The sequence below is a fragment of the uncultured Thermus sp. genome, assembly GCF_938010445.1.
GTDB classification, from domain to species: Bacteria; Deinococcota; Deinococci; order Deinococcales; family Thermaceae; genus Thermus; species Thermus altitudinis.
Genome location: NZ_CALLUR010000074.1, coordinates 1 through 24,201 on the forward strand (window position 1 = coordinate 1; position 24,201 = coordinate 24,201).

Annotated in this window: 25 protein-coding genes and 2 tRNA genes; 14 read left to right on the plus strand and 13 right to left on the minus strand. The window is 64.0% G+C overall.

Annotation, left to right across the window (positions count from 1 at the left end):
- The coding region (locus Q0693_RS04340) for a DUF5693 family protein (protein WP_298629505.1) at positions 1 to 579 on the minus strand (579 nt) is incomplete at its 3' end.
- 174 nt (positions 580 to 753) lie between these two features.
- A complete protein-coding gene (ugpC, locus tag Q0693_RS04345) occupies positions 754 to 1,884 on the minus strand; it encodes a sn-glycerol-3-phosphate ABC transporter ATP-binding protein UgpC (protein ID WP_298629507.1) in 1,131 nt (376 codons plus the stop codon).
- Positions 1,885 to 2,105: 221 nt separating this feature from the next.
- Here ugpC and mscL point away from each other — a divergent pair, with 221 nt between their 5' ends.
- A complete protein-coding gene (gene mscL / locus Q0693_RS04350) occupies positions 2,106 to 2,486 on the plus strand; it encodes a large conductance mechanosensitive channel protein MscL (protein ID WP_298629509.1) in 381 nt (126 codons plus the stop codon).
- On the opposite strand, the gene Q0693_RS04355 is transcribed toward mscL, so the two are convergent.
- Positions 2,440 to 3,294 carry a hypothetical protein gene (locus tag Q0693_RS04355; RefSeq protein WP_298629511.1) on the minus strand — a complete coding sequence of 285 codons (855 nt, stop codon included), beginning with the start codon at positions 3,292 to 3,294 and terminating at the stop codon, positions 2,440 to 2,442. The genes mscL and Q0693_RS04355 overlap by 47 nt on opposite strands.
- 99 nt (positions 3,295 to 3,393) lie before the next feature.
- Between Q0693_RS04355 and Q0693_RS04360 the strand changes: the two genes are divergently transcribed.
- From Q0693_RS04360 to Q0693_RS04395, 8 genes are read left to right on the plus strand one after another with little or no spacing between them, the layout of a single operon-like run.
- Entirely contained in the window at positions 3,394 to 3,723 is a 330-nt protein-coding gene (locus Q0693_RS04360; RefSeq protein WP_243031387.1) for a metalloregulator ArsR/SmtB family transcription factor, read from the plus strand.
- Complete coding sequence (locus Q0693_RS04365) at positions 3,720 to 5,375, plus strand: proton-conducting transporter membrane subunit (protein ID WP_243031382.1); 1,656 nt, start codon at positions 3,720 to 3,722, stop codon at positions 5,373 to 5,375. Before Q0693_RS04360 ends, Q0693_RS04365 begins: the two co-directional genes overlap by 4 nt.
- Entirely contained in the window at positions 5,372 to 6,226 is an 855-nt protein-coding gene (locus Q0693_RS04370) for an NADH-quinone oxidoreductase subunit H (RefSeq protein WP_298629515.1), read from the plus strand. Before Q0693_RS04365 ends, Q0693_RS04370 begins: the two co-directional genes overlap by 4 nt.
- A complete protein-coding gene (locus tag Q0693_RS04375; protein WP_205387537.1) occupies positions 6,214 to 6,846 on the plus strand; it encodes a hypothetical protein in 633 nt (210 codons plus the stop codon). The genes Q0693_RS04370 and Q0693_RS04375 overlap by 13 nt, the downstream gene beginning before the upstream one ends.
- 2 nt (positions 6,847 to 6,848) lie before the next feature.
- On the plus strand, positions 6,849 to 8,195 hold the full coding sequence (locus Q0693_RS04380; protein WP_298629518.1) for a proton-conducting transporter membrane subunit: 1,347 nt from the start codon (positions 6,849 to 6,851) through the stop codon (positions 8,193 to 8,195).
- Entirely contained in the window at positions 8,183 to 9,493 is a 1,311-nt protein-coding gene (locus tag Q0693_RS04385) for a hydrogenase-4 subunit G (protein WP_298629520.1), read from the plus strand. The genes Q0693_RS04380 and Q0693_RS04385 overlap by 13 nt, the downstream gene beginning before the upstream one ends.
- Positions 9,494 to 9,501: 8 nt before the next feature.
- Positions 9,502 to 10,290, plus strand: a complete 789-nt coding sequence (locus Q0693_RS04390) for an NADH-quinone oxidoreductase subunit B (RefSeq protein ID WP_243031370.1) — start codon at positions 9,502 to 9,504, stop codon at positions 10,288 to 10,290.
- A gap of 9 nt (positions 10,291 to 10,299) precedes the next feature.
- Positions 10,300 to 11,358 carry an aminotransferase class V-fold PLP-dependent enzyme gene (locus Q0693_RS04395; protein WP_298629522.1) on the plus strand — a complete coding sequence of 353 codons (1,059 nt, stop codon included), beginning with the start codon at positions 10,300 to 10,302 and terminating at the stop codon, positions 11,356 to 11,358.
- Here Q0693_RS04395 and Q0693_RS04400 read toward each other — a convergent pair.
- The gene (locus Q0693_RS04400; protein ID WP_298629523.1) at positions 11,321 to 11,911 is read right to left on the minus strand and encodes a TIGR01440 family protein; all 591 of its coding nucleotides are present in this window, start codon (positions 11,909 to 11,911) and stop codon (positions 11,321 to 11,323) included. The genes Q0693_RS04395 and Q0693_RS04400 overlap by 38 nt on opposite strands.
- A 552-nt stretch (positions 11,912 to 12,463) precedes the next feature.
- Here Q0693_RS04400 and Q0693_RS10810 point away from each other — a divergent pair.
- Positions 12,464 to 12,805, plus strand: coding sequence for a plastocyanin/azurin family copper-binding protein (locus Q0693_RS10810; protein ID WP_366140512.1), 342 nt, complete (start codon positions 12,464 to 12,466; stop codon positions 12,803 to 12,805).
- A 130-nt stretch (positions 12,806 to 12,935) separates the two neighbouring features.
- Here the strand turns inward: Q0693_RS10810 and Q0693_RS04405 are convergent, their stop codons facing one another.
- The 9 genes from Q0693_RS04405 to carB all read right to left on the minus strand — a co-directional run bounded on the left by Q0693_RS04405 (position 12,936) and on the right by carB (position 22,248).
- Entirely contained in the window at positions 12,936 to 13,592 is a 657-nt protein-coding gene (locus Q0693_RS04405) for a zf-HC2 domain-containing protein (RefSeq protein WP_298629525.1), read from the minus strand.
- A gap of 9 nt (positions 13,593 to 13,601) precedes the next feature.
- Entirely contained in the window at positions 13,602 to 14,162 is a 561-nt protein-coding gene (locus Q0693_RS04410; RefSeq protein WP_298629527.1) for an RNA polymerase sigma factor, read from the minus strand.
- A 230-nt stretch (positions 14,163 to 14,392) separates the two neighbouring features.
- Positions 14,393 to 15,244 carry a menaquinone biosynthesis prenyltransferase MqnP gene (mqnP, locus tag Q0693_RS04415; RefSeq protein WP_298629528.1) on the minus strand — a complete coding sequence of 284 codons (852 nt, stop codon included), beginning with the start codon at positions 15,242 to 15,244 and terminating at the stop codon, positions 14,393 to 14,395.
- On the minus strand, positions 15,241 to 15,591 hold the full coding sequence (panD, locus tag Q0693_RS04420; protein ID WP_298629542.1) for an aspartate 1-decarboxylase: 351 nt from the start codon (positions 15,589 to 15,591) through the stop codon (positions 15,241 to 15,243). The genes mqnP and panD overlap by 4 nt, the downstream gene beginning before the upstream one ends.
- Positions 15,592 to 15,614: 23 nt before the next feature.
- Positions 15,615 to 17,165: an NFACT family protein gene (locus Q0693_RS04425; protein ID WP_298629529.1), complete on the minus strand. Its 1,551-nt coding sequence runs from the start codon at positions 17,163 to 17,165 to the stop codon at positions 15,615 to 15,617.
- Complete coding sequence (locus Q0693_RS04430; protein ID WP_298629530.1) at positions 17,150 to 17,914, minus strand: methyltransferase domain-containing protein; 765 nt, start codon at positions 17,912 to 17,914, stop codon at positions 17,150 to 17,152. The genes Q0693_RS04425 and Q0693_RS04430 overlap by 16 nt, the downstream gene beginning before the upstream one ends.
- A 10-nt stretch (positions 17,915 to 17,924) precedes the next feature.
- A complete protein-coding gene (locus tag Q0693_RS04435; RefSeq protein ID WP_298629532.1) occupies positions 17,925 to 18,779 on the minus strand; it encodes a thioredoxin domain-containing protein in 855 nt (284 codons plus the stop codon).
- On the minus strand, positions 18,776 to 19,105 hold the full coding sequence (locus tag Q0693_RS04440) for a cyclic-di-AMP receptor (protein WP_243031354.1): 330 nt from the start codon (positions 19,103 to 19,105) through the stop codon (positions 18,776 to 18,778). Before Q0693_RS04440 ends, Q0693_RS04435 begins: the two co-directional genes overlap by 4 nt.
- 35 nt (positions 19,106 to 19,140) lie before the next feature.
- Positions 19,141 to 22,248 (minus strand): carbamoyl-phosphate synthase large subunit, encoded by a 3,108-nt coding sequence (gene carB / locus Q0693_RS04445; RefSeq protein ID WP_298629534.1) that lies wholly within the window; start codon positions 22,246 to 22,248, stop codon positions 19,141 to 19,143.
- Between the two features lie 143 nt (positions 22,249 to 22,391).
- On the opposite strand from carB, the gene Q0693_RS04450 reads away from it, so the two are divergent.
- The 4 genes from Q0693_RS04450 (at position 22,392) to tig (ending at position 24,168) form a co-directional block, all read left to right on the plus strand.
- On the plus strand, positions 22,392 to 22,676 hold the full coding sequence (locus Q0693_RS04450; protein WP_298629536.1) for a rhodanese-like domain-containing protein: 285 nt from the start codon (positions 22,392 to 22,394) through the stop codon (positions 22,674 to 22,676).
- A 28-nt stretch (positions 22,677 to 22,704) separates the two neighbouring features.
- Positions 22,705 to 22,781, plus strand: a tRNA-His gene (locus Q0693_RS04455).
- Positions 22,782 to 22,834: 53 nt separating this feature from the next.
- A tRNA-Leu gene (locus tag Q0693_RS04460) sits at positions 22,835 to 22,919 on the plus strand.
- A 34-nt stretch (positions 22,920 to 22,953) separates the two neighbouring features.
- Positions 22,954 to 24,168, plus strand: a complete 1,215-nt coding sequence (tig, locus tag Q0693_RS04465) for a trigger factor (RefSeq protein WP_298629538.1) — start codon at positions 22,954 to 22,956, stop codon at positions 24,166 to 24,168.
- The last annotated feature ends 33 nt before the right edge of the window (positions 24,169 to 24,201 follow it).

Here is a 24,201-nt window from a genome sequence, read left to right on the forward strand (position 1 = left end):
GCCCAGGGCCTCGAGGCCCGCGAAGACCACGGCATCCGCCTCCTTGGGGACGAGGGGCAAGGAGGGGTCCAGGCGCCGGTAGCGCTGGTTGATGGGACGCACCACCACAAAGAAGCCTGCCTCCTTGGCGGCCCGGATCTCTTCCAAGGGATAAAAGGCGGGGAAGGCCTGGACATCCAAGGGGAATCCCAACCAAGGGCCAAGCCGTTCGGTGGGTAGGTCATAGGCTGTGGCCAGATGGGTTACGAGCCCAGGCTCCCCCTTGAGGTAGAACCAGCCGGGTTTAGCGGGAAGGCCTGCCTCCAAAAGCTCTCTCCCACCCCGGTAGAGGAGTACCCCTTGGCTTACCCAGTCCTTCACAAAACGCTCCGGGAAGGCCACACCCCCGATTCCCAAGGCCCGGTAAGCCTCCAGCACCTCCAGAAGACTTTTCCCCTGGCTTTTGGCTTGTTCCCGCAGGGCCTCCGCATCCACCACCAGCACCACGGGGCCGGGGTGCTCGGCCTGGAGCCGGGGTTTTAGGGCCAGGAGGGAGGGGATGAGGGCCAGCAGGAGGAGGGCGTTGAGGAGGAGTTTCATAGATCCCCCAGGGATGTTGGGTGGGCCCAGGCCTGGGTTAGGGAGCAAGCCAAAGTGGTTCTGCTGCTAGCGTTTCCGTTGGTAATGCCTCCAATAAAGGGCTTATCCCGTCGGCTCACCCTTTCATGATAAAGGGCGGGGAGGGTTTCTCCCCACCCCCTCTCCGTCCCAGAACTAGCGGCTCACGGTAGCCTTTTCCTGGGCGTGGCCAATAGTCTGGTCGCTTTCCACGTCAAAGGCGTGGAGGCGGGAGGTATCGGCGAGAAGCTCCACCCGATCCCCAGGCTTCACCGGGGCATGGCCGTCCACCTTGGCCACCAAAACGGTTCCGTCCACGCTCACGTGGATCTCCGTTTCTGCTCCCAGGGGCTCGGCCACCTCCACCTCGCCCCGGATGACGTTTTCCTCCTCGGGGATCACCGTGTAGCCCTTAAGGCCCAGGTGCTCGGGGCGGATGCCCATCCAAACCTCCTTGCCCCCATAGGGCCTTAGAGCCTGGGCCAGGACGGGATTGGCCCGGACCCGGAAGCCCGGTGCCGCCAGGTACACCCTGTCCCCTTGCACCTCCACCCTAGCCCGGATGAAGTTCATGGAGGGACTCCCGATGAACCCTGCCACGAAGCGGTTGGCAGGGAAGTCGTACAGGTTTAGGGGGGTGTCCACCTGCTGGATCTCCCCATCCTTCATGACCACGATGCGGTGGCCCAGGGTCATGGCCTCCACCTGGTCGTGGGTCACGTAGATGGTGGTGACCCCAAGCCGCCTTTGCAGCTTGGCGATCTCCGCCCGCATCTCCACCCGCAGCTTGGCGTCCAGGTTGGACAGGGGCTCGTCCATGAGGAAGACCTTGGGCTCCCGCACGATGGCCCGGCCCATGGCCACCCGCTGGCGCTGGCCGCCGGAAAGCTCCCGGGGCTTGCGGTTTAGGAGGTGCTCAATCTTGAGGATGCGGGCGGCCTCCTTCACCCGGCGGTCGATCTCCTCCTTGGGGTAGCGCCTCAGGCGCAGACCGAAGGCCATGTTCTCATAGACGTTCATGTGGGGGTAGAGGGCGTAGTTTTGAAAGACCATGGCGATGTCCCGGTCCTTGGGGGGGACGTCGTTCACCAGGCGGTCGCCGATGTAGATGCGGCCCTCGGAGACCTCCTCGAGGCCGGCGATCATGCGCAGGGTGGTGGTCTTGCCGCAGCCCGAAGGCCCCACGAAGACCACGAACTCCCCGTCTTCGGTTTCCAGGTTGAAGTCCTTCACCGCCACCACCTTGCCGAAGCGCTTCCAAACGTGCTCCAGCCTAACCTTGGCCATGCTTTACCTCCTAGGCCCCGCGCTTTGAGCTCGCAAGGTAGCCCTTTGGGCTGACCTTGGCCCATCGGGGGTTCTTGGGTATTCTACACCACCCCAGGGGCCTTGTAGGGACCCTGGGGGAGCTCCAGTGTCTTTTTGCAGAACTTTTATACTCCGGTGGATACTGTAAAGGGGTCTGTGGACTCGGACCGGTGTGATCCCCTGATTTTGGAGGTGGGAGGGTGTCAAAAGGTTTTCGGGACTTTATCATGCGGGGCAACGTGGTGGACCTGGCGGTGGCCGTGGTCATCGGCGGCGCCTTTGGCCAGGTGGTGAACTCCTTGGTGGCGGATGTCCTCACGCCTTTGATCGGGGCGTTGGGTGGGGCTCCGGATTTTTCCGCCATCAAGCTGGGGCCTATAGCTCTAGGGAAGTTCATCAATGCGGTGGTGAACTTCCTGGTGGTGGGTGCCGCCATCTACTTCTTGATCGTGGTGCCCATGCAGGAGCTGGAGAAGCGGCGCAAGAAGGCGGAGGAGGCGGCGCCACCCCCTCCTCCTGAGCCCCCCGAGGAGGTCAAGCTTCTTCGGGAGATTCTTGAGGAGCTGAGGCGGAAGGCCTAAGCCGGTTCCAGAGAAAGAGGGCCAGGTACCCCAGGCCGATCTCGGGCCTGGGGTTTGCCGTTACGGTGAGGGCAAAGGCGTGAAAGAGGAGGCTTTCTATGGCGTGGCGGGGGGATCGTAGAAAAAGGGCTTTTAGGGCAGGGCCTTGCCGCCAGGCGAGGAGCCCCAGGTAGGGCAGGTAGGGCCAGGGCCCGGTGGGGTAGCCCAGGGCGGAGAGGCCCAAGGCGCCAAAGGCCAGGCCCCGCAGGAGGGGCAAAGGGTCTTTGGCCAGGGGATGGAGGGTGTCCCATGGAAGGGTTTCCTCCCCTGGCCAGGGCGTCTTTAAGAGCAGCAACCTTTTTCCCTCATGGCCTCCCAGGTAGGTGAGGGGATCAGGGGCTACGCCGAGGGGAAGGAGTTGGCCTGGGTGCTCCAGGAAGGCTTGGTACAGGAAAGGGTCTAGGGGCGTGCCGTCCACCAAGAACCAGGTGTGGGGCTTTCCGGAAAGGAGAAAGCCTAGGGCCCGCTCTACCTTGTGTCCTCTGTGGGCCAGGATACCCGGCCAGGCCTCTGGGGGTTCCCCAAGAAGCACCTTGCGCCAGGGAGGGGCGGGGTTCAAGGGATAGGTATCCAGGTGGAAGCGGACCTCCACCGCCTCTTCCGCCTCGAGGGGAAACCGGGCCAGGAGGTTGCCCCGGTCCTCGTACATGGCTTCGGCTCGCCGGGATAGGAAGAGATCCCCGACCTTTTGCCCGGGGAGGTCCTGGGGCAGGGGAAGGAGGTACGTGTCGGAAGCAGGGGCCCGGAAGCGCAGGCAGAAATACGGCATACCCTGAGGGCCCATGGTACCACGTGGGGCTTGACGAGGGTGGACCAGGGTTTTAACATGGCTATATGTTACTTTACACATATGCACAAGGAGAGGGATATGCCAAGCGCCCTGCACCGCTATAAGGCGACCTTCTTCAAGGCCTTGGCCCATCCCTTGCGCCTGGCCATCCTGGACGCTTTAAGGGAAGGGGAGAAGAGCGTTTCCGCCCTCCAGCGGGAGCTTGGGGCGGAGCAGTCCGTGCTCTCTCGGCAGCTTTCCCTGCTTCGGGAGCGGGGGTTGGTGGAGGCCAGGCGGGAGGGGCAGATGGTTTACTACCGCACCCGGGATCCGGAGGTCTACGCCTTTTTGGACCTGGGACGGCGGATCTTTGAACGCCACCTCGAGGCGGAGAGGGAGCGTCTGGACGCCCTTAGGGAGGAGGAATGAGCCCCCTTTGGACCTTCTTGCCCCTGGGCTTGGCCGTGGTGTCCGCTGGGACCCCCTGGCGTTTCCGGGGGCTTTCCCTCTCCCTGGGCTTGGCGGGCCTAGCGTGGGTGGCGCTGGGGGGGATGGGTTGGGCTTTGGGATGGGGTGCTCCTTTCCTCTACCTCCTCCTCCTCGGGGCCCTGACCCTGGGCCTTGCTCCCTACCTTCCTGCGTATTTAGCCCATCACCCTCGTGAGGCGCACCTCTATAGCCTTCTTGTTCCCCTTTTCTTGGCTAGCATGGCGGGGGTGGCCTTGACCTCCCCGGGGTTCGGCTTCCTCTTTTTGTGGGAGGGCATGGCCCTCTTGGGTTATTTCCTGGTTGCCCTCGAGGGGCCGAGCGCCCTGGTGGGGGGCCGGGCCTTTTTCCTGGCTAGCCGGCTTTCTGGGGCTGGGCTTTACCTGGCCTTCCTGGGGCACGGGCATCTGGGGGCTGACTGGGTCTGGGCGGGGCTTCTTTTAGGCTTTGGGGTGAAGGCAGCCCTCTTCCCCTTCCACGCCTGGTTGCCCCAAGCCCACCCGGTGGCCATCAGCCCGGTGTCGGCCCTGCTCTCTGGGGCCATGACTAAACTGGGCCTTCTGGGGTTGTACCAGTCCCAGTACTGGTTTGGTCCCCCTCCGCCTTGGGTGGGATGGGCCTTGGTTCTTCTGGGGCTTTTGGGTGCGGTGTATGCCCTGGTGCGGGGTCTGGGGGAGGAGGACCTAAAGGGGGCTTTGGCCTACTCCAGCGTGGAAAACCTGGGCCTCATGCTTTCCGCTTTGGGGGCGTATTTTCTTAAGCCTATGCCCTTGCTCCTGGGGGCCTTCTTCCTCCAGCAGGTGGCCCACGCCTTGTTCAAAGGGCTTCTTTTCCTGGGGGCAGGGGCTCTGGAGGAGCGGCGGATTTCCCAGCTGGGTGGGCTTTTCCGTAAGGCCCCTGGTCTCGGAGCTTTGGCCTTATGGGGGATGGTGGCGGGGGCTGGCCTGCCTCCTGGCCCTGTTTTTCTTGCGGAGTGGCAACTTTACCAAGGCTTTTTGCAGGGGCCTTTCCTGATGCCCCTGGCCGCCGGGGCCTTGGCCTTGGTGGGAGCCTTGGCCCTTTACTTTTACGTGCGCCTTTTCGGGCTGGCCTTTTTGGGGTTGCCTCGAGGCGAGGCTGGGGTGTACTGGGCGCCAGGGATGCGCTTAGGCCTAGGGCTGTTGGCGGCTCTTCTCCTCCTGCTGGCCCTAGGGCCGGGGCTGCTTCTGGGTCCTTTGGGTCTAGGTACCTATCCCAACGGGCTTCTTCTGGCCCTCCTTGGCGTTTTGGCTGGAGCTTTGTACCGGGGGCTGGCCCGTTTGCCCAAGCGACTCTACGGCACCTGGGACTGCGGTTTCCAGCCCCTAACCCCCAGGATGCAACCCAACGCCCTGGGTTTTGCCGAGCCCGCCCTGCGCCTGTTCCCCTTTCTTCGCCTTAGGGTGGGGGAACATCCCCGCTTGGAGGAACCCTTGGCCGAGGTATACGCCGGCGTGGGGCGGGCCTATAGCCGCCTTGCGGCCTTGGTCCAGACCCTTCAGTCGGGGAGCCTGCACCTTTACCTTCTTCTGCAGCTCCTTACCTTGGTGGTGGTCCTGGGGGTGGTTTTGCTATGACGGCTCTTTTAGCCCTCCTTTTGGCTCCCCTCTTTTCGGGAACCGTCAAGTGGCTCAAGGCTAGGCTTACCCATCGGCAGGGGCCAAGCCCCCTCATGGAGTACCGGAATCTGGCCAAGCTCTGGCGCAAGGTCTGGGTGGTGCCCTACCCCACCACCCCCCTATTCCTTCTCGGGCCCATCATGGCCCTACTGGGTACCCTTGGGGCCTTGGCCTTGTTGCCCGTGCTCCCTGGGTTGGCCTTCAGGGGGGATTTTCTCCTCGCCCTCTACCTGCTGGGCTTGGGCCGTTTTTTTCAAATGCTGGCGGCTTTGGATGCGGGTAGCAGTTTTGGGGCCCAGGGAAGCTACCGGGAGGGTGTGGTCACGGTGTTGGCGGAACCAGGAACGCTTATGGCCTTGGCGGGGGCGGTCCTTCTGGGGGAGGGGTTTTCCCTGAGCGGCCTGCCCCAGCTTGGGGTGGAGAACAGCTTGGTGTTGCTGCTGGCCCTGGCCTCGCTGGCCCTGGCCCTTCTGGCCGAGGGGGCCAGGATGCCGGTGGACGACCCCACCACGCACCTGGAGCTCACCATGATCCACGAGGCGCAGGTCCTGGACCATAGCGGGCCTCTTTTGGCCTTGTACGAGCTTGCTGGCTCGCTTAAGATGCTCTTTTACGCGGGGTTGATGGCCTTGTTGTTGCCGGGGTCCAAGCCCCTGGTCTTCCTGGGGGTGGTGGGGGCCTGGGTCTTGGCGTTGGCCTACCTGGAGACCTACGGGGTAAAGCTTCGCTACCTCAGGCTTCCTGACTTTCTCTCGTACAACACTCTTTTCGGGGTTCTGGCACTTTTGGGGGCAATATGGCGCTTCTAAACACCTTGGTCCTGGCCATTTTGGCCACCGGTTTTTTGATGGTAAGCCGCCGTAGCCTGGACGCCATCATCCGGCTCTACGCCCTGCAGAACATCCTCTTGGCCTTGGTTTCCTTTGCCCTTGCGGGAGGCGAGGTGCACTTTATCGTGGCAGGCCTGGCCCTTTTCGCCGTCAAGGGGGTTCTCATACCCTGGTACCTGTTCTGGCTTATAGACCGCCTCGAGGTGAGCCACGAGGTGGAGGGGTACCTGTCCGTTTCCCTCTCCCTCCTTTTGGCGGGGCTCCTCACCGCTTTGGCCTTCCGGGTGGGAAAGGCCTTTGTTCTCCCCGAGGCCCCCTTGCCCCAAGGGGTGCCCGTGGCCTTGGCCCTGGTCCTGTTGGGGATTCTTTCCATGGTTAGCCGGAAAAAGGCGATCAGCCAGGTTCTGGGATTTCTGGCGTTGGAGAATGGGGTTTTCCTCATGGCCCTTTCTGAGAGCCACGGCCTTCCCCTCTTCGTGGAGCTGGGGGTGGCCTTGGATGCCTTTGCCGCCGTGTTTTTGGCGGGGATCCTCATCTTCCGCATCAAGGGGGAAATGGGGCATGTGGACACGGCTCGGATGCGTTCCTTAAGGGGGTAGGGGTGCTGTATCTTCTGGTCTTCTTGCCCTTGATGGTCTTTTTGGCTCGCAGGGAAACCACCTTGCTGGTGCAGCTTTCCGTTCTGGTTCCCTTCTTGGGCCTGCTCCTTGCCCCTTTCCTCTTGGGTACGGCGGCGGGCCCTTTCCGATTGGATGGGGTGGGGCTCTTTTACCTCCTCCTGACGGACCTCATCTACGGGTTGGTGGCCCTGTTCGCCCGGGGCTACTTTCCCCGGGAGGAGGCTTGGCGGTTCTATTGGGCGGGCGCCCTTTTCCTGGCCTCGGCCCACGGGGCGTACCTGGCCCACAACCTAGGGGTGCTTTGGATCTTCGTGGAGGGGAGCACCCTGGCCTCGGCCCTTCTGGTCTACCACAAGGGCGGGGCAAGGGCCCTGGAGGCCACCTGGAAGTACCTCATGCTGGGCAGTGTGGGCATCGCCATGGGGCTCATCGGGGTCATCCTGGTGTACGCCTTGGTGGGCGGGGTCACCTTGGACTGGGGGGAGGTCCGGTCCTTGGTGGGGGAGGCCAATCCCGAGGGGCTTAAGGTGGCCTTTGCCCTCCTCTTGGTGGGCTTCGGTACCAAGGTGGGGCTTTTTCCCCTCCAGGCCTGGCTCCCCGATGCCCATGCCGAGGCCCCGGGGCCGGCCTCCGCCCTCCTTTCGGGAACCCTTCTCAACGTGGCCTTTTACGCCCTTTTGCGCTACACCGCGCTCATGCAGGCGGCGGGGCTTTTCCCTTTTGCCTCCGGGCTTCTTTTGGCCTTTGGCCTTTTGAGCCTAGTGTTTGGGGCCTGGTTTCTCTTTGGGCAGAGGGAGTACAAGAGGCTTCTCGCCTATTCCAGCATGGAACACATGGGCCTCGCCGTTTTTGCCCTGGGCCTGGGCCTTCCCTGGCTTGCCCTTTTCCACACCCTGGCCCACTCTTTGAGCAAGACGTTGGCGTTTTTGGGAGCCAGTGGGATTCTGGCCCTTAGCCACGCCAAGGAGGTGGGGCGGGTGGGAGGCCTGGTCCTCCATACCCCTGCCTTGGGTGTGCCCTTTACCCTTTCCCTGGCGGCCTTGGGGGGGCTTCCTCCCTTTCCCCTGTTTTTCGCCGAGTTCAAGGCGGTGGAGGTGGCCATGAAATCGCCGTGGCTGGGGGTTCTCTACCTGGTGGGGCTGGGGCTGGCCTTTGCTGGTCTCTTATACCCCATGGCCCAAATGGGCTTTGGTCAAGGAAAACCCTTAAGGGGAAGGGGGCTGGACCTTTGGTTGCTCTGGGTTTTGCTTCTCCTGCTCCTTCTTCTTGGGGTCTTACCCCCGGTGGAGGTGTTTAAGGCGCTGGAGGTGGTGTTGTGGAAGCCGTAAAGGAGGCCCTGCAGGAGGGAAGGCCCGTGGCCTATTTCCCCTACGGCGAGGGGGCGCTTTTGCTGGTGGAGCGCAGGCGGAGCCTCGAGGCCTTCCCCCTGGGCCAGGGAAGGCGTTTACCTAGTCTGGCCGCGGAGTTCCCCTCCCTGGATTGGTTTGAGCGGGCCCTTTGGGAAAGGGGATTAGAGCTGGTGGGGCATCCCGGGCTAAGACCTTTAAGGCGGCACGACCTTCCCTATGCCTTCCGGGAGTTTCCCCACCTGCACGAGGTGCCGGTGGGCCCGGTGCATGCGGGGATCATTGAGCCCGGCCACTTCCGCTTTAGCGTTCTTGGGGAGCGAATCCTTAACCTGGAGATCCGCCTGGGCTACCAGCACCGGGGCCTCCTCGGGATCATGCCGGGCAAGGGTCCAGAGGCGGCCCTGCTCCTGGCGGAACGGGCGGGGGGTGAGCCTGTGGCCCACGCCCTGGCCTTTGCGGAGGCTTGGGAGAGGGCCTTGGGGATAGAGGCTCCCCCCCGCGCGCAGTACCTGCGTCGGGCGGCCTTGGAGCTGGAGCGGGCCTTTGGCCACCTGGGCCACCTGGCGGGACTTTTCACCGATATCGGCTACACCTACGGCGCCACCCAGGTGGGGCGGATACGGGCCCTTCTGCAAGGGGAGGTGGACCGCCTCACGGGCCACCGCTATGGCCGCAACTTCATCCGGGCGGGAGGGGTGTGGCGGGAAGGTAGGCCGGACCTGGAGGCCCTATCGCGGTACCAAAAGGAGTTGGATTGGCTTTTGCCCCGGCTTCTTAAGCACCCCCAGGTGCTGGATCGCATGCGCTACGTGGGGGTGGTGCGGCGGGTGGAGGCGCTGGCCTTGGGCTTCGTGGGGCCCACGGCCCGGGCGAGCGGGGTGGAGCGGGACTTGCGGCAGGACGATGCCCTTTACCCTGCCTTTGTCCCTGTGGTGCGCCAGGGAGGGGACGTCCTTTCCCGGGCCCAGGTGTATGCGGAGGAAGCCCTCCAGGCGTTGGAGTATGCCCTGCGCTTCCTACGCCAACGGGCTGAAGGGCCTCTGGCGGTGGAGGTGGAAGCTGGGGACGGGGAGGGCATGGCCCGGGTGGAGGCGGGCCGGGGGGAGGTGTTCTGGTTCGTCCGGCTGGAGGAGGGCAGGGTGGTCCAGGCGGAGGGGGTGGACCCCAGTTTTAAGAACTGGCGGGCCCTGGAGCTGGCGGTGCGGGGGGAAGGCCTGCCGGACTTCCCTCTCTGTAACAAGTCCTTTGACCTTTCCTATGCGGGAAACGACCTGTAGGGGGTAGGATGAGCCTTTTGCGCACGCTCAGGATAGGGGTTTTGGCTCGGGCCCTCGAGGAGATTCTCCAGGTGCCCTCGCAGGCCTTTGGGTATCCTCTTTTGCAACCCAAGGGGCTTTCCCGGGAAGCCCGGGAGGGCCTGGTGAAGGTATGCCCCAGCGGGGCCTTCTTTGAAGAAGAAGGGATTTTCAGCTTGGACCTAGCCCGCTGCGTGGGGTGTGGGCGGTGCGCCCTGGTTTACCCCGAGGCCGTGGGGGAGATGAAGACCCTGGAGGTGGCCGTGGTTCGCCGGGAAGACCTGGTGCAACGGGTAGACCTGGCGGCCCAAGCCTTCCTGGACCCTGGGCCACCCCCGCCACCACGGCCCGAGTTGCGCCTCCCCACCCTGGCTTTCCGGGAGGTGAGCGCCGGGGACACGGGCCTGGCCGATTCCGAGATCGCCCTTTTGGGGAACCCCTTTAACGACATGGCCCGGTTTGGCTTCCAGGTGGTGGCCTCGCCCCGCCATGGCGATGCCCTGTTGGTGACCGGCCCCGTGAGCCGCAACATGGCCCAGGCCCTAGAGCGCACCTACCAGGCCATGCCGGAGCCCAAAGGGGTGGTGGCGGTGGGCAACGAGGCCATCGCCGGCGGGGTTTTTGCGGAAAGCCCGGAGGTGTGGGCGGGGGTGGATAGGGTGGTTCCCGTGGATGTCTACGTGCCTGGGGACCCACCCCGGCCCGGGGCCATTCTCCATGGCCTCTTACTCCTCACGGGGCGGGTGGTCCAGCGCCTGGTAGGGGGCGTGGTACGCTAAACTTTTCCCATGGAGTGGCTCCTCACCCCTGGACCCGTTCGGCTTCACCCGAAGGCCCTGGAGGCCCTGGCCCGCCCCCAGCTCCACCACCGCACGGAGCCGGCCCGGGAAGTTTTCCTAAAGGCCAGGGACCTTCTCAAGAAGGCTTTCCAGACCCAAGGGGAGGTTCTGGTCCTCACGGGAAGCGGCACCTTGGCCATGGAGGCCCTGGTGCACAACCTTTTCTCCCCCGGGGAAAGGGTCTTGGTGCCGGTGTACGGGAAGTTTTCCGAGCGCTTTGCTGAGATTGCCGAAAGCGCGGGGCTGGCGGTGGACCGCTGGGAGCTTCCCTACGGGGAGGTGCCAAGCCCGGAAGGGGTGGCCAGGCCGGGCTACCGGGGGTTGCTGCTGGTCCACTCGGAGACCTCCACCGGGGCCCTGGTGGACCTCCCCGCCCTGGCCAAGGCCTTTAAGGAGGCCAACCCTGAAGGCTTGGTGGGGGCGGACATGGTGACGAGCCTCCTGGTGCGGGAGGTGGCCCTCGAGGCCTGGGGGGTGGACGCCGCCGCCTCCGGTAGCCAGAAGGGCCTCATGTGCCCGCCGGGCTTGGGTTTCGTGGCTCTAAGCCCCACGGCCCTGGAGGCCCTCCGCCCCCGAGGGTATTACTACGACCTTTCCCGGGAGCTGAAGGCCCAGGGGGAAGGGGAGAGCGCCTGGACCCCAGCCATCAACCTGGTGGGGGCGGTGGCGGCGGTGCTGGAGGAGGTGGTGCCCAGGCTCCCTGAACACCTGGCCCTTAAGGCTTGGCAGAACGGGCTCCTATACCAGGTGGGGGAGGAACTGGGCTTAAGGCCGGTGCCCAAGGTGGCAAGCCCGGCGGTGGCGGCCTTTTACCTGCCGGAAGGCATTCCCTACCGGGCGGTGAAGGAGGCCTTTGCCCAAAGAGGGGCGGTGATCGCTGGGGGGCAAGGACCTCTTAAGGGGAAGATCTTCCGCCTCTCCCTGATGGGCCACTACCAGCGCTACGAGGCCTTTGGCGTGGCGGCCCTCTTCAAAGAGGCCTTTGCCGATATTCTTCCAACCTCTTGAGCATCTCCTCCTGGGTGTAGACCGCCCGGGCTCCCCCCACCAGCTTGGGCCGGGTCTTGGCGGCAATGAGCAGGGCCTCCCCGATTTTCCGCAGGGAAAGCCTCAGGGGCACGGCCACAGGGCGAAGGTGCATGCCGATGAGGACCCCGCCGATATCCATCCCCCCATGGGCCTGAGCCTTCAAGGACTCCACCATCACCGGCTCCTTAAAGCGCAGGAAGGCCGCCGTGGCCAGGCTTCCCCCCGCTTTGGGATGGGGGAAGACCGTGACCTCTTCTAGCCCATAGGTGTGCGCGGCCTCCCTTTCCACCACCAGGGCCCGGTTCAGGTGCTCGCATCCCTGGACGGCCACCCACACGCCCCGTTCCCAAAGGGGGGGAAGGAGGCCTTCCAGGATGGCCTCGGCCACCTCGAGGCTGGGCCTTGTCCCCACCTTCTCCCCCAGGACCTCGCTGGTGGAACCCCCGAGGACAAAGAGGCTTCCCTTGGGCATGGGGAAGAGCTCCAAAAACTCCAGAATGGCCCTTTCCGCTGCCTTGCGGATGCCTTCCATATCCCAAGCCTACTCCTCCCTGCAGGGTGATGCATCCATCCCACCCTGCGTTGGCGTAGTACAAGATGAAAGGAGGTGGAGGGCATGCAGGGGTTGCGGGGATTAGGGCTGGGGCTTTTATCGCTGGGGATTTTGGTCTTGGCTTTGGGCCAAGGGGGGAGGAAGTCCGGGGTATACCTGGCAGACCTTGCGGGACAAGGCCTTAAAGGGCGGGCGGTGGCGTTGGCGCAACCCCAGGGGGGGCTGGAGGTGTTTGTCTTTTTAGAGGGCCTAAGGCCAGGGTCCGGGGCCTATGCCAACCATGTACATTTCAACCGCGGGGGCAATGCCACATGCAAGGAGCAGAATGGGGACCAGGTTCTCGGGCTAACTTCCTTGGTGGCTGATGCCAACGGTCGTGCGGTGGCCTATACCCGACTGCCTACGGCCTCGCTGCCGGAGGGAAACACCTACGTGAACGTCCATGCCAACACCCCAACACCAGTCGGTGCGACTCTGGCCTGCGGTGATCTCCGGCTCTGGGAAACCGGGGTTCGTTACTGAGAGGTTTGTATGCGTATCCTGTGGATAGGCTTTTCTGCCGCCCTGGTACTGGCCGGGTGTTATCCCCGTACAGGAGGAGGGAATGGGGCCCTCGAGGCTTGCCCGTCAGTGATTCAGATCCAAGGGTTTTCCTTCCACCCTGCCAGCTGTTTTGTGGCCTTGGGGGGTAGTTTGAGCTTTGAGAACCACGATGCGGCACCCCACACCGCCACAGCCGACGGCGGGGCTTTCGATACCGGGACCCTGAACCAGGGCCAGACCTCAACTCCCATCACCTTTAACCAAGCCGGGATCTACACCTATTTCTGCCGCATACACCCTGGTATGCGAGGAGAGATAGAGGTTAGGTAGGGGGTTTAGTCTTGAATACTGGGGGATGGTGGATCGACTAGGGCCTGAAATAAACGGGGCGTTTTGCCCCTGGAAAAGGGCCCTAAATTAGGATATCCCCTCCTGGGCTTTCGCCTGGGTAGGGAACTTATTAGGGTAAGGTTAAGCGGGCGAGGAAGTGGGTGGGAGGGGAAGGCCTGGGTTTTCCAGAGGCCATGTTCTCGGGCTCAGGTTCCAGACTGAGGACCAAAGTTCGGAAGCGACCATAGTCGGCTTCGAGAAAGTGGGTTCGCCCCCCGGTTAAGGGATACAGCAGGCCGCCTTCCTCGCCCCAAAGCTGGTAGGCCAAGCTACGGGGAGGAAGTTCCCGCAGCAGCACCAAGCAAAGGCCGTCCTCTCGCCAAAGGAGGAGGCCTAGGTTGTTTCCTTCGACACTCACTAGGCGCCACTGGGTTTCTGGATCGCTAACCCAATACGCCACCTTTTCCAGCGTTGCTTCTTGGACTTGGGTTATCTGACCCAGGTAGGTTCCCAACAAGATGAAGAATCCCGCCATAATAGCGGCAAGGAGAAAAGCCCGGATTGCCATCCGTTTTCGCCGATCCCAACGGAGCCGAGCCTGGATCTTGCTCAGGCCTTCAGGAGGAGGTGGAACTGGGGTCAAGGTTTTGGCCAAGGCGTAGAAGGCTTGTTCCAGGGAGCCTAGCTCACCCTGGCAGCGGGGGCACGTACGCAGGTGGGTTTCCACTTGTGCTTGTTCCTCCGCTTTGAGGCCCCCGGTGACGTAGTCGGTCAGTAGCTCTTCCACGTGTCCCATCTACGCCTCCCCTAGCTTCTCTTTTAGCTTAAGGAGTGCTCGGCGGATGCGGGCCTTAACCGTTCCGAGGGGTAGCCCGTGGCGCTCGGCTAGTTCCCGGTGAGTTAGTCCAAGGTAGAAGGCCTCTTCTAGAAGGACGCGCTCTGGGGGAGAGAGGCCCTCCAGGGCTTGGGTTAAGCGGACCTTGTCCTCCCGATCTTGAGGCTGGACTTCCCAGGCGGTTTCCCGATCACCCTCGGGATCGTGGGGATCCAAGTTGAGGTCTTTAAGGGGTTGTCTCCCCTCTTCACGCAAGCGGGTGAGGGCGAGATTGCGGGCTATGGCAAAGACAAAGGTAGTGGGTTTCCCTCTCATGGGATCGTAGCGCCACGCCTGTTGATATACCCTCAAGAAGGTATCTTGCAAGACCTCTTTAGCTATCTCGGGGTTGTTCAGGATTCGCCGTATCAAAGCAAACACCCAGGGGGCGAGGGCGTTATACAGGGCCTCCAAGGCCTCTTCTTCCCCGCGGACCATCCGTAGGAGTTGGAACTGGAAAAAGACCTCCTCCTTGTCGTTCACTTCCCCTCTTGTTCGTATTGGACGGGGCCTCCTTCACCTGTATCCGCTTTTGCGTCTACCCCTGTGGGGGAACCTTAAGGAGATATGGGATGGGAATAACCTGGAGTAAGATTATGGAATAGGCGTGGCACGTGGGGTAGGCCCTTGGGGCAGGATCTGGATTTGCTTTGAGCGAAATCACAGCCCCAATGGTACCAGGATAGACGCCTATGTTCTGGCCGTCAATTTCCTTAGCCCGCAAAGAGATCCAGCACGATAAACAGGAACATCCCCAGGCTTACCCCCACGTTGGCCTGGAAGAAGGCCACCTCTACCCGGCTTAGGTCCTCGGGGGTCACCAGGCGGTGTTCGTAGACCAAAAGCCCTCCCACCAGGAGCAGGCCCAGGTAGAAAAAAGGCCCGGCGCCGTAGCTGAGCCCGGCCAAGAGCAGGGAAAGCCAGGCCAGGAGGTGGGTGGCACGGGCCACGCCTAGGGCCATGGGGATACCAAAGCGGGCGGGGATGCTCTTCACCCCATGGGAGCGATCAAAGCTAAAGTCCTGGGTGGCGTAAAGGATGTCAAACCCCGCAATCCAAAGCCCCACCCCGGCCCAAAGCCAGTAGGCGGTGGGGTGGAAGCTTCCCGTAACGGCGATCCAACCCCCTGCCGCGGCCGCCCCGATGGTCAGCCCCAATACATAGTGGCAAAGCCAGGTGAAGCGCTTGGTGTAGCTGTAAACGGTTAGGAAGAAGACCGCCACCGGAAGGAGCCTTGCGGTAAGGGGGTTTAGGGAAAGCCCCGCATAGACCAGAAGGGTAAGGCCCAGGCCGGCAAGGAGGAGGGTTTCCCAGGGTTTGACCAGACCTTTGGGCAGGTGGCGGTTCTGGGTGCGGGGGTTTAGGGCATCCAGCCGCCAGTCAATGAGGCGGTTCAGGGCCATGGCCATGGTCCTGGCCCCCACCATGGCCAGGGTGACCAGGAGGAAGGTGCGCAATCCGGGCCAGCCCCCGGCCGCCAGGAGCATCCCTCCGTAGGCGAAGGGAAGGGCGAAAAGGGTGTGCTCAAAGCGGATTAGGTCCAGGTAGAGCCGTAGCCTGGTCATCCCCGGCGTACCTCGAGGATCCTGTTTCCCTCGTCCAGCAAAACCACGGTGGGCTTAAGGTTTCGGGCCTCCTCCTCCTCAAATATCCCGTAGGCCACCAGGATCACCAAGTCCCCCGGGCGCACCAGGTGGGCGGCGGCCCCGTTCACCTGCACCACCCCCGAACCCCTCTCCCCGGGAAGGGCGTAGGTGGTGAGCCGGGCTCCGTTGGTGATGTCGTAGATATCCACTTGCTCGTAGGGCAGGATGCCGGCGGCATCCAAGAGGTCCTGGTCCACGGTTACCGAACCCACGTAGTGAAGGTCGGCATGGGTCACCGTGGCCCTATGGATCTTGGCGTGGAACATCACCCTTCTCACAAGGGCCAAGTCTACCCCTCTACGGCCTCTTGGGGAAGCGACCCCTCCACGAAGAGGGTCTTGGCTTGGGTGTAGAGAACCTGGCCTGGGGCGGCCTTGCGCGGTCGCCAGACGTGTTTTTTGCGGGTGTAGTCCACGGGGACCTGGTTTTCTCCGCGGGCCTTGGAGTGGTAGGCGGCCAGCCTGGCGGCGAAGAGGAGGTCTTCCAGGGGCGGGCTCTTCCCTTCCGCCTTGAGGATCACGTGGCTTCCCGGCACCCCTTGGGCATGGAACCAGAGGTCCTCGGAGTGGGCGGTGCGGGTGAGAAGGTCGTTTTCCTTGGCGTTCCTGCCCACCAGGACTAGGAATCCGGAAGGGGAGGTATAGCGGAGGCCCAGCCTGGGCCCCTTTTGCCCCTTGGGGTGCCGGGAGAGGGCGAGGAGTTCCCCAAGTTCCGCCCTTTCCACCCGCCGGACCTCCTCCTGTAGGGCCTGGAGCTGGGCCTCCAGCCTAGGGATCAGGGCGAGGGCCCGTTCCGCCAGCCCCTCGAGGCGCCGCGCCCTTTCGTAGAGCCTCTGGGCGTTCTCCTGGGGGGAGAGGGCGGGGTCTAGGGGGATTTCCACCGGCCTTCCCGCAAAATCCTCTAAAACCACCTTGTCTGCCCCTTTGGGCACCTCCCTAAGCCGGGCCAGGAGGAGGTCGGCCTGCCGGCGCAGGCTTTCCGCTTCCTCTAGCCTTTGCAAAGCCCTTTCCTGGTCAAGAAGCCGGGCGCGGAGGGTTCGCTCTTCCCTTCGGAGGGCCTCGAGGAGGGGCTTCCTCAAGGCCTCTTTCTCCTCTTCCCGCCACCTTTCCTGAAGCTCCTGGGAAAGGGCCGTGCCCAGGTGGGGGTGTTCCAGCACATCCTTGAGGGCCTGGTATACCTGGGCCAGGGCTTCCTCATCCAAGGGGGTTTCCGGGGTGAGGCCCGCCCTTTTGGCCAGCTCCCGCATGAGTTCCAGGCCTATCCCGTCCACATGGCGCACCACCTCCTTCAAGGGTTTCCCAAGGAGGATGCGGAGGTCCTCTAGGGTAAGGGTGCGGGGGTCCAGCTTCTCGTAGGGGGGTGGGGGCATGTAGGGAAGGCCCGGGCGGAGTTCCCGGTAGCGGTTCACCTCCTTGGTGATGGGCCGGTCAACCCCGAGGATCCGGCCTCCTTCGTCCAGGAGGAGGAGGTTAGCGTTCCGTCCCGTGGCCTCCAGGACCAGGGTGGAGGGGGGCGTGTCCACAAACCCTTTTTCCCCGGCAAAGCGGAAAAACACCACCCGGTCCAGCTTGAGTTGCTCAGCTTCCAGCAAGGGTCCCTTTACCCGGGCCTGGAGTTGCCGTTGGAAGGGGGTTTTGGGCTGGCCCAAAAGGGTGCCTTCCTCCAGGGCTAGGCTAGGGGAGGGAGGGCGGTAGCGGAGAACCAGGTTGAAGATCCGGCCCGTCCTGCCCTTGAGGAGGAGGGCCAGGCTTCCCTCGTCGGGGAAGGCCAGGCCCAGGTTAAGGGCCGGGAGCTCCCCCTTTAGCTCCCGCAAAAAGGCGTGGATCAGGAGGCCTTCCATTTCCTAAAGACCACCAAAAAGGCCGTGTGCCCCACCTGCTGGAAGCGGGGATGGGCCACGGGTAGCCTGATCTCCCACTCCCGCCAGGAAACCTCCAAAACCCGTTCCAGCCTGAGGGGTAAGCCCTCGGCCCTTTGCACCAGTTCCAATACCTGGGTGATGTTGGGGAGGTAGGCCACCAGGAAGCGGTCCAGCATGAGGGCCTCCGTGGCCTTGGCCAGCACCTTCCAGGGTTCCATGAGGTCCAGGGCCACCCCGTGGAAGCTCTCCCTTTCCAGGGTGGCCTCCTCCAGGCTTCCCAGGTGGAAGCGCACGTTCCCCACCTGCCAGAAGGCCTTTACATTGGCCTCTGCCTGGGCCAGGTGCTGGGGGCGCTTCTCGTACGTTTCCACCAGCCCCATAGGCCCCACCGCCCGGGCCAGGAAGAGGGTGAGCCCTCCGGAGCCCGTGCCCGCCTCGAGGACCCGCATCCCCGGGGCCAGGTCCAAAAGGGTCACCATGGCGCTGGCATCCTTGGGGTAGGTGGGGGTGGCGCTTCGCCGCATGTGCAGGAGGTACTCCTCCAAGGTGGGCCGGTGGACGGAGAGGGCCTCTCCCAGGTGGGTGTAGACCCTCCCCCCTGGGCCGGCTTGGGCGATGGCCTCATGGGGCACGGTGCCCCGGTGGTGGTGGAAAACCCCACCCTCCTTGAGGCGGATCAGGAAGGCCCGGCCTTTGCCATCCTTGAGAAGGAAGAGCTCCCCTTCCATCCTGCCCACTTTAGCGGGCCAGGGCCAGATAGTCCAGGACCCGCTCCAGGTCAAAGGGGTTGGGGACCCGGTAGGGTCCGGCGAAGGCGGTGGGGGTTCCCCTAAGGCCCAGGCGGAGGGCCAAGGCCCGCTCGGCCTCCACCCGCTGGGCCACCTGGGGGTGCTTGAGGCAGGTGGCAAAGGCCTTCAGGTCCAGGGAGAGGGAGCGGGCCAGGCCCAGGTAATCCCCAAGCCGCCCCCCCATCAGGAGGTCGTGGTAGGGCCAAAAGCTTCCTTGCGCCCCGGCGCACTCCGCGGCGATGGCGGCGGGGAGGGCTTCGGGATGGATCTCCTTGAGGGGGAAGTGGCGGTAGCTGATCCGGAGTTCCCCCTTGAGGGCCCGGGGTTTCAGCTGGGGAAGCACCTCACGGGCCAGACGCTGGCAGAAGGGGCATTGGAAGTCCGAGAAGATGCGCAGCACGGGGCCCTTTTCCCCTAGCACCCAGCGGTCCTCGCCCAGGGCCGCTTCCTGAGTTTCCCTGGGGCCTATCCGGGCCCGCATGGGCTCCGTGAGGACGAGGTCCAGAAGAAAGGCCTCTTCCAAGTTCAGGCTGACCCGTTGCCCCTTAAGGTGGCCCGCGTTTTTCCCTACCCACTCCTTAAGAGGGGCCCCGAAGGCCAGGCCCGTGGTCCTGTCCACCAACTGGGCCAGAAAGGAGGCGTCCAGGGGGCCGGTATAGCTCACCGCCAGGAGGCGGCCGTTTTTCTCCTCCACCCGGACCTCGCTTCCCGGAGGGGGTGCGATGCCCTGGAGAAAGCCTTCCACCGGCTTGCCGATCTGGGCCAAGGCCGCGCCCAGGAGGATGGGGAAGGCCAGGCTCCTCATACTTTGAAGAAGCCTTCCACCGGCAACACGAAGACCACGGCCCCCCCCACCTGCACCTCCACGGGCTGGGCCAAGAAGGGGTCAGGGGCCTCGGAGAGGGGAAAGCCTCTCGTGACCAGGCGGGTGCGGGTGCGGCACTTCTCCTGGACTAGCTCCAGCACTTCTTGGACCCTTTCGTCCTCCACTCCGATCAGTAGGGTGGTGTTCCCCTCTCGCAAGAAGCCGCCGGTGGAGGCCAGTTTGGTGGACTGCAGCCCCCGCTCCAAAAGGGCCTTAGTGAGGCCCGGGGCATCCGTATCCTGCACGATGGCCACGATGAGCTTCATTGCCCTTCATTGTACACGGGAGGGCCTACCTGGCCTTAGGTTCTCTCCAGGATGCCGTGCCACTCCTGAAGGCTTTTGACCGTGGTGCCCTTCTCCCGGGCCCTCAGGATGGCCTTTAGGCTCCACCAGGCGCCCTCCAGGGTGGTGATGAAGGGAAGGCCCTTTTCCACGGCCCGCCGAAGCTCGGGATGAGGGATGGGGCCGATAAGCAGATCGTAATCCTCGTGGGAAAGGGTGAAGCCGGCGTCCAAGTAGGCCCGGCGCACCTCCTCCAGCCGGGCCCGCTCCTTTTCGGGAAGCCCTTCCTCCAAGAAGCGGACCCGTCCCGAGAGGGGGAGCCTTTGGCCCGCCCCCAGCTGGGCCTTGTAGTAGGCCAGGTAGGGGTCCTGGTCCAGGCCCATGCTCTCCCCGGTGGAGCGCATCTCGGGCCCCAGGACCGGGATGACCCCGGGGAACTTGAGCCAGGGGATGACCACCTCCTTCACCGCATAGTAGGGGGGCACGGGTTCCAAGTTCCGCACCCCTAGCTCCTTGAGGGTTTTGCCCACAGCGATGAGGGCGGCCAGTTTGGCCAGGGGAACCCCGATGGCCTTGGAAACGAAGGGCACGGTGCGGCTAGCCCGGGGGTTGGCCTCGAGGATGTACACCTCCTCCCCAAGGACCGCATACTGGACGTTCAAAAGCCCCTTAACCCCCACGGCCAAGGCCAGGCGGCGGGTGTAGGCCTTTACCTTTTCCAAGGCGGCAGGGGAGAGGTGCACCGGGGGTAGCACCGTGGCCGAGTCCCCCGAGTGCACCCCGGCCCGCTCCACGTGCTCCATCACCCCGGCGATCATCACCTCTTCCCCGTCGCAAAGGGCGTCCACATCCAGCTCCAAGGCGCCTTCCAGGTACCGGTCCAGGAGGATGGAGGGCTTGTCCTGAAGGGGTTCGTAGACCTCCTCCAGGTAGCGCTGCAGTTCTTCCCGGCCGTGGAGCACCCGCATGGCCCGGCCTCCCAGCACGTAGCTGGGCCGGGCCAGGAGGGGAAAGCCCACCTCCTGGGCCAAGCGAAGGGCTTCCTCGGGGGTGGCGGCCACCCGGCCCTCGGGCTGGGGGATGCCAAGCTCTTGGCAAAGGCGGTTAAACTCCTGGCGGTCCTCCGCCTTATGGATGGCGGCGAAGGGGGTGCCGAGAAGCCGTACCCCAGCCTCCTCCAGGCCCTTGGCCAGCTTCAGGGGGGTTTGGCCGCCCAGGGTGGCGATGACCCCCAGGGGCTTCTCGTGCTCCACCAGGTTGAGGACATCCTCGAGGGTCAGGGGCTCAAAGTAGAGGCGGTCGGCGGTGTCGTAGTCGGTGGAGACCGTCTCAGGGTTGGAGTTCACCATGATGGTTTCGTAGCCCGCCTCCCGCAGGGCCCAGACCGCATGCACCGTGGCGTAGTCAAACTCCACCCCTTGGCCGATGCGGATGGGCCCCGAGCCCAGGATCACCACCTTGGGTTTGGGCGTGGTCCAGACCTCGTCCTCCAGCTCGTAGGTGGAGTAGTGGTAGGGGGTGTAGGCCTCAAACTCCGCAGCGCAGGTGTCCACGGTCTTGTAGACGGGGACCACCCCCAAGGCCTTGCGCTCGGTGCGCACCTCTCCTTCTCCTTTGCCCAGAATCTCCCCCATGCGGGCATCGGTGAGGCCCAGACCCTTGTAGAAGCGCCAGTCCTCCCGGTCCTTAGGCGGGTTATGCCTTAGCCAAGCCTCGGCCTCCACGATCTCCTGGATTTGATGCAGGAACCACCGGTCAATCCGGGTGGCCTGGTGGAGGTCCTCGAGGGGCATCCCCCGCCGCAAGAGCTCTATGACCGCATAGATGCGGTCGGGGTTTGGGTAGAGCTTTTTCTCCAAATCTTCCGTGCGCACCTGGGCCAGGGCCTTCACGTCCCGCTCCAGGCCCCTCAGGGCCTTCATGAGGGCCTCCTTGAAGGTGCGGCCGATGGCCATCACCTCCCCCACGGATTTCATCTGGGTGCCCAGCTGGTCCGTGAGGCCTCCCAGGGTGTTGGGGAGGTCCTTGAACTTCTCAAAGGCGAAGCGGGGGATCTTGACCACCACGTAGTCAATGGTGGGTTCAAAGGAGGCTGGGGTCTTGCGGGTGATGTCGTTGGGAAGCTCGTCCAGGCGGTACCCCACCGCCAGGAGGGCGGCGATCTTGGCGATGGGAAAGCCCGTGGCCTTGGAGGCCAGGGCGCTGGAGCGGGAGACCCGGGGGTTCATCTCAATGACCACCTGGCGGCCCGTCTTGGGGTCCACGGCGAACTGGATGTTGGAGCCCCCGGTGTCCACCCCGATCTCCCGGATCACCGCCTTGGCGGCGTCCCGCATCCTTTGGTACTCCACATCGGAAAGGGTCTGGGCGGGGGCCACGGTGATGGAGTCCCCCGTGTGCACCCCCATGGGGTCCACGTTTTCAATGCTGGTGATGATGACCACGGTGTCCGCATGGTCCCGCATCACCTCCAGCTCAAACTCCTTCCAGCCCAGGACCGATTCCTCCACCAAGGCGGTGTGCACCGGGGAAAGGAGGAGGCCCCGGCCCAGGATTTCCTTTAGCTCCGCCTCGCTATGGGCGATGCCGCCCCCGGTGCCCCCGAGGGTGAAGGAGGGGCGGACCACCACGGGGTAGCCCACCTCCCGGGCGAAGTGCAGGCCCTCCTCCAGGCTACTCACCATCTGGCCCCGGGGCACCTCGAGGCCGATCTTGCGCATGGCCTTCTGGAACTCCTCCCGGTCTTCTCCCTTCTTGATGGCCTCCGCCTTGGCCCCTATAAGCTCCACCCCGTAGCGGGCGAGGATGCCTTCCTCGTGGAGGGCCATGGACAGATTTAGGGCGGTCTGGCCCCCCAAGGTGGGCAGGAGGGCGTCGGGGCGTTCCTTGGCGATCACCTTTTCCAGGTACTCCAGGGTCAGGGGTTCCAGGTAGGTGCGCTCGGCCAGCTCGGGGTCGGTCATGATGGTGGCGGGGTTGGAGTTGACCAGGATGGCCTCGTACCCCGCACCCCTTAGGGCCTTCACCGCCTGGGTGCCCGAGTAGTCAAACTCCGCAGCCTGGCCGATGGTGATGGGCCCGGAACCGATGATGAGGATTTTCTTGAGGTCTCTTCTCGGCGGCATCGCGTACCCAATGGGCGAGGATAACATATTTGCCCCGGGTTGTCCAAGGAGGACCCCACTTCTTATGCAGAACATCCCGGGCATATTGCATAACTTTGCGCATGGTCCTCGAGGCCCCGCCTTCTCCTGGTACAATCAGGGGTATGCGTAGGGTCAAACCCGAGGAGCTGCCGGCCCTTTTGCACCAGGGGGTGAAGGTGGTGGATGTCCGCCCCGCGGACAAGCGCCACACCCCCTTGCCCTTTGCGGCGGAGTGGGTTCCCTTGGAGAAGATCCAAGCAGGGGAACACCATCTGCCCCGGGTTCCCCTCCTCCTGGTGTGCGAGAAGGGGCTTATCAGCCAGGTGGCGGCCCTTTACCTGGAGGCGGAAGGGTATGAGGCCATGAGCCTGGAGGGGGGGCTTCAGGCCTTGACGTTGGGGGGTTAGGCCCTTAGAATGGCGGATGCTGAGCGTGGTGAGCGTAGCTCAGCTGGTCAGAGCACCGGACTGTGGATCCGGGGGTCGTGGGTTCAAGTCCCATCGCTCACCCCAATACCTCCACCCCGAAAGGGGTGGTATTTTGAAGGGGGGCCTCGTCCTCCCACGCGAGGATGGCGGAACCGGTAGACGCGCCGGACTTAGGATCCGGTGGGGTAACCCGTGCGGGTTCAAGTCCCGCTCCTCGCACCACGCGGGCGAGGCCCCTTGTTCAGTGAGGTGAGGCGTGGCGGAGATCCTGGAGCGTTCCGGCTATCGGGTAAAGGTGCGGGTGGAGGTGCCTGCGGAGAAGGTACAAGAGCGCTACCAGGCCCTCCTCAGGGACGTGGCTAAGCGGGTGCGCATCCCGGGCTTCCGCCCGGGCAAGGCCCCCTTGAAGGTGGTGGAAGCCCGGATCGGGCGGGAGGAGCTTCTTTCCGACCTCAAGGAGCGCCTGGTGGAGGAAACCTATCCCCTGGCGGTGCAAGAGCTTGGGCTTTTGCCCGTGGCGGCCAGGGTGGTGGAGGAGGAGCTCAAGGAGGGGGAGGGTTTCCGCTACGTGGCGGAGGTGGAGAACTACCCCGAGGTCAAGCTTCCCGACTGGCGGAGCTTTGACCTTAAGGTGGCGCCGGAAGAGGTCACGGAGGAGATGGTGGAGAAGGCCCTCGAGGAGCTCCGCCAGCGCTACGCTGAGCTTGTGCCCGTGGATCGGGAGGCCCAGGAGAAGGACCACGTTTTCGTGCGCACCGAGGAGGGGGCGGAGTTCCCCATTGACCTTTCCAAGGCCCTTCCCCATGTGCGGGAGGCCCTTTTGGGCAGGCGTGCGGGGGAGGTGGTCATGGTCCCCGTCTTGAACGAGCAGGGGGAGAAGGTGCGGGAGGTGCGCACCGAGATTCTGGAGGTGAAGACCCTGGAGCTTCCCGAGCTGGATGAGGAGTTCGCCAAGACCCTGGAGGCGGAAAGCCTGGAGGACCTGAGGCAAAAGGTGCGCGAAAGCCTGAAACGGCAGGCGGAAGCCCAGTACCAGGAGGCCCGCGAACGCGCCTTCTTGGAGCAACTGGCCGAGGGGTTGGAGGTGGAGATCCCTCCCTCCATGCTGGAGGCGGAGGAGCGCCATCTCCTAGAGCACCTGGCGGAGGACCTGGCCCGGCAAGGGATTGGCCTCGAGGCCTACCTTAAGGCCCTGGAAGACAAAGGGGAGTTGCCAAAGTTCCGGGAGGAGCTGAGGCAGGAGGCCTTGAAGCGGGTGCGGCGCTCCTTGGCTAAGGAGCGCTTGGCTGAGGAGCTCAAGCCCGAGGTGAGCGAGGAGGAGTGGCAGACCTACCTCCAGGCGGTGGCCCGGTCCTACGGCGTCTCCGTGCAGGAGCTGAAGCGGGAGTTTGGGGAGAGGGGTCTTGCCCGGCTGAGGGCGGCGTACATCCAGGAAAAGGCGGTCAAGGAGGCCTTGTCCAAGCTGGTCTAGGTGCGCCTTGGTGGCCCAGGGGGGTTTTCCCCC

Excerpts from the sequence above, each read along its gene's own strand:
- ugpC (WP_298629507.1), bottom strand. The coding sequence starts at position 1,884 with ATGGCCAAGGTTAGGCTGGAGCACGTTTGGAAGCGCTTCGGCAAGGTG.
- Q0693_RS04355 (WP_298629511.1), bottom strand. The coding sequence starts at position 3,294 with ATGCCGTATTTCTGCCTGCGCTTCCGGGCCCCTGCTTCCGACACGTAC.
- Q0693_RS04360 (WP_243031387.1), top strand. The coding sequence starts at position 3,394 with ATGCCAAGCGCCCTGCACCGCTATAAGGCGACCTTCTTCAAGGCCTTG.
- Q0693_RS04365 (WP_243031382.1), top strand. The coding sequence starts at position 3,720 with ATGAGCCCCCTTTGGACCTTCTTGCCCCTGGGCTTGGCCGTGGTGTCC.
- Q0693_RS04370 (WP_298629515.1), top strand. The coding sequence starts at position 5,372 with ATGACGGCTCTTTTAGCCCTCCTTTTGGCTCCCCTCTTTTCGGGAACC.
- Q0693_RS04375 (WP_205387537.1), top strand. The coding sequence starts at position 6,214 with ATGGCGCTTCTAAACACCTTGGTCCTGGCCATTTTGGCCACCGGTTTT.
- Q0693_RS04390 (WP_243031370.1), top strand. The coding sequence starts at position 9,502 with ATGAGCCTTTTGCGCACGCTCAGGATAGGGGTTTTGGCTCGGGCCCTC.
- Q0693_RS04395 (WP_298629522.1), top strand. The coding sequence starts at position 10,300 with ATGGAGTGGCTCCTCACCCCTGGACCCGTTCGGCTTCACCCGAAGGCC.
- Q0693_RS04400 (WP_298629523.1), bottom strand. The coding sequence starts at position 11,911 with ATGGAAGGCATCCGCAAGGCAGCGGAAAGGGCCATTCTGGAGTTTTTG.
- Q0693_RS10810 (WP_366140512.1), top strand. The coding sequence starts at position 12,464 with ATGCGTATCCTGTGGATAGGCTTTTCTGCCGCCCTGGTACTGGCCGGG.
- mqnP (WP_298629528.1), bottom strand. The coding sequence starts at position 15,244 with ATGACCAGGCTACGGCTCTACCTGGACCTAATCCGCTTTGAGCACACC.
- panD (WP_298629542.1), bottom strand. The coding sequence starts at position 15,591 with ATGTTCCACGCCAAGATCCATAGGGCCACGGTGACCCATGCCGACCTT.
- Q0693_RS04425 (WP_298629529.1), bottom strand. The coding sequence starts at position 17,165 with ATGGAAGGCCTCCTGATCCACGCCTTTTTGCGGGAGCTAAAGGGGGAG.
- Q0693_RS04430 (WP_298629530.1), bottom strand. The coding sequence starts at position 17,914 with ATGGAAGGGGAGCTCTTCCTTCTCAAGGATGGCAAAGGCCGGGCCTTC.
- Q0693_RS04435 (WP_298629532.1), bottom strand. The coding sequence starts at position 18,779 with ATGAGGAGCCTGGCCTTCCCCATCCTCCTGGGCGCGGCCTTGGCCCAG.
- Q0693_RS04440 (WP_243031354.1), bottom strand. The coding sequence starts at position 19,105 with ATGAAGCTCATCGTGGCCATCGTGCAGGATACGGATGCCCCGGGCCTC.
- carB (WP_298629534.1), bottom strand. The coding sequence starts at position 22,248 with ATGCCGCCGAGAAGAGACCTCAAGAAAATCCTCATCATCGGTTCCGGG.
- Q0693_RS04450 (WP_298629536.1), top strand. The coding sequence starts at position 22,392 with ATGCGTAGGGTCAAACCCGAGGAGCTGCCGGCCCTTTTGCACCAGGGG.